Annotated in this window: 1 protein-coding gene and 2 pseudogenes; 1 reads left to right on the plus strand and 2 read right to left on the minus strand. The window is 56.9% G+C overall.

Annotated features, from left to right (window positions below; translation table 11 throughout):
* Nucleotides 1-692: 692 nt before the first annotated feature.
* Nucleotides 693-1406: pseudogene (locus tag JQ586_RS40080) on the plus strand (neutral zinc metallopeptidase); the annotation flags it as partial.
* A 212-nt stretch (nt 1407-1618) separates the two neighbouring features.
* Here JQ586_RS40080 and JQ586_RS40085 read toward each other — a convergent pair.
* Both JQ586_RS40085 and JQ586_RS40090 read right to left on the minus strand, forming a co-directional pair.
* Nucleotides 1619-2728 carry a hypothetical protein gene (locus tag JQ586_RS40085; RefSeq protein ID WP_212400133.1) on the minus strand — a complete coding sequence of 370 codons (1110 nt, stop codon included), beginning with the start codon at nt 2726-2728 and terminating at the stop codon, nt 1619-1621.
* A gap of 134 nt (nt 2729-2862) precedes the next feature.
* Nucleotides 2863-3089, minus strand: a pseudogene (locus JQ586_RS40090) (hypothetical protein); the annotation flags it as partial.

Raw genomic sequence — 3089 nt, forward strand, 5'->3', positions numbered from 1 at the left:
CCGCCGCTCATGAGGTGCATGAGTTCTGTGCGCTCGCTTTGGCTCAATTCGACCCGATAGCGTACATTCATCCGTGCCTCCTCGTGTTGAGGCACGGATCACCAGCAGCAGGCGAGTAGAAATAGCATAGGTCGGAGCAGCCCTCCCCTTGGATGAGTCACTTGTCCAGGAGGGGGCTACGAAACGGACGCCCGTAGGCGTCCGCAGGATGCTGGCCCCTCGCGATCTGTTGCTGGTCGTGTGACTTCGGCAGCTAACGGGGCAAACCGGACATTGTGAGCCCACGCCGGGCGAAAGCGTGGGGTTACGGAGCCAAACTCCGTTCATCGATCATTGCTACGCGAGCACTCTTCCTGATGCCGTGGGCACGGTTATCGACAACGTACCGCTTGAAGTCCAAATGTCCTTGCAGCCCTGATGCCTCTCGCCGATCCCGCGGACGTGGTCGTCTCTGGCGCTGTTGGCGGCTTCGTCGTAGAATTGGCGTCCGCAGAGGGAATAGCGCGCCATGGCCAAATCGCAAGATTGACGAGGCGACATTCGTCTCTCTAGGGTTTCGAGGGTTTCCTGGTCTACAGACACAGAGAAAGCATAGTCCGATGAAAGATGACCGCAAAGTCAAGGTCGTCTGACTGCTCACCCTGACGGCCCTCCTGTTGGTACTGAGCGTTGTCGAGAGCGCCGCTACCGAGCCAGTGAGGGGTCCCCCGACTGAGGAAAAAGAGGCAAACCCGCAGGTCAATGCCTCAAGCTCCAAAATGATCTCAGGCATTCTCGGCGAGATAGACGACCGCTGGAACGAAATCTTCACGGCGAGCGGGCGGACCTATACGGGTCCGAAGATGGTGCTGTTCCGCAACGACACCAATGGTGGTCGCTGCGGAATGGTGCAGTCGGCGACCGGGCCGTTCTATTGCCAAGTGGACCAGACGATTTTTCTCGACACCGGTTTCTTCCGCGAAGTCGAGACGCGGCTTAACGCATGCTCGGGCAGCAACTGCAGAGTCACGGCGGCATACATTATAGCCCGTGAAGTCGGTCACCACATCCAAAACCTGCTCGGTATCCTGCCGCGGGTGGCGCAGTTGCAGCAGCGGATCGGCAGCAAAGCCGGAGCCAATGCGCTGCAGGCGCGGGTGGAATTGCAGGCGGATTGTTTGGCAGGTGTCTGGGGTAACCGCGAGGAGAAGAAGCGGCCCGGCTTCTTCGAGGCAGGAGATATCGAAGCAGTCCTGACAATGCTATCCGCCCTTGCCGACGACACGCTGCAGCGCCAGGCCACGGGTGGCGTCGTGCCCGATTCTTTCACCCACGGCACCTCGGCGCAGCGCAAGCGGTGGTTCATGACTGGCTATCAGCAGGGCACCGTGCCGGCCTGCAATACGTTCGGCAACGGGTCGCTGTAGCCATTCACTGTCATTCCGGAGCGAGATCGTACAGGCGGGCACATTCCCTATTACTGTTTTCGCTCACGCTGCACGACCATTGGCGTCTCGAGGCTCTTGATTGAGGGTCTTTGGAAAGCAGGGTCACCCGAATGAACCCAGTGTATCCGCTCGTTACCTAAGGCGAACATGCGACTCGTTGCACCTACGGCATTGACTGAGCCGGGCGCCCGCTATTCCTTCGGCGAAACGATCATGTTGATTTCTGCGGTTCGGGAAGGGTCGATCGCGCGCATAATTTTCCCTGCAACAAAGCCGCCTCCTTCATTTCCGGCGAAGCCTAAGGTAGCTCCGCCAGCGATGGCAGCAATCCCCACGACCGCGAGCCCGGTCCATCCTACAGGATTCGATAGAAGAAGTGTGGCGACGCCGGCTCCGGCCAATCCCCCCAAGTATCCACCCAAGAAAGAACCGGCCGTTCCCCCAATATCCCTACCAGCAGCGTTCAATCCTATGATGTCAGATGATTGTGGGTTCGCCCGCTGCTCGGTCTGAACCGCCCCTCCGGGCGCTAAATGATCGTATATCGTTTTTGCTCCCATAGCTACTTGGAGAGAGATGCCGAGATATTTCGCTCCGTTCTTGGTGATCCTTGCCGCCTCGTCTGCCCTAGCAATAGTCTCCCTAATCTGCTTGACCTCAACAGACGCTCCTGACGTTCTGAAGGCGCGCTTTACCGCGTTATTTGAAATGCCCAGAGCGTCCTGTGCACTCACCGCGTTTGCTTTCATGACTTCGAATCCCTTTGGAAGGATACGCATCGAGTTCTGGAGTCGTTGAAAGATCTGTGCCTTCTGGGCATCAAACGCAGAGAATTTCGGTGCGTTGTATGGCACGCCGGAGGATCTCGAAGCGCTGTTTAATAGCAGGGTATTGAGCTGCCGCAGGTCGTCCGTGATTTGCGATACTACCGTCTCGACTAGTGTTGAGCGTCCCTCAGAAAAATTCTTCAGCACATCGATGCCGATGTCCTCCTTCTGTGCATACAGATACTTCTCGAAATTGTTGTTGAATTGCTGGGCTGCTGGGGCCCAATGCGCATGGCGAGATGAGTGACTCAGGACCAGTGATGATTCTTGTATAGTCGGAATTGAGTGTTCCGGGATTCCATGAGAACTCGGCACGCAAAGCAGGTCACCTGGATACATAAACTCTTTACCCGTTAGATTATTGATCTTTTTCAGTAAATCGACGGAATCTTTCGTCGGCTGCCGATATACGGTCGCAATTGCGTCCTGCGCCCTGATCGGAGCATCGATCTGTTGAAAGTAGATCGTGGCCATGGAATCGTCCCGCTCAGGTCACTCAAAACATTGACGAAATGAAACACTAGGCCTGTTACCGCTCATTGTTCAAGTGTTCGCGCAACACGGTATCTCACTCCGTCGCGCACGCGCCTAGCAGGCTGTTGAAGAACTCAGCTGCGTTCGCAAACGAAGCCTGAATCGTCGCCATACGAGCCTGCCCGCGGTGCCGATCATGGCCCATCCGCGACCACAGGACGGATCATTCTCGTCATGCCCTTCCCATGAGAATTCGGCGCAGGCCGATCCGTCGCGGGTGCCGAAGCGCACATCCAGGAAGCCCTTGAGAGCCCCAAAGGCTATTTCACCATCGGACTTGCCCCGGAAGGTGAGATGCGCC

Source organism: Bradyrhizobium jicamae, assembly GCF_018130215.1.
In the GTDB taxonomy this organism is placed as follows: Bacteria; Pseudomonadota; Alphaproteobacteria; order Rhizobiales; family Xanthobacteraceae; genus Bradyrhizobium; species Bradyrhizobium jicamae_A.

Excerpts from the sequence above, each read along its gene's own strand:
- JQ586_RS40085 (WP_212400133.1), bottom strand. The coding sequence starts at position 2,728 with ATGGCCACGATCTACTTTCAACAGATCGATGCTCCGATCAGGGCGCAG.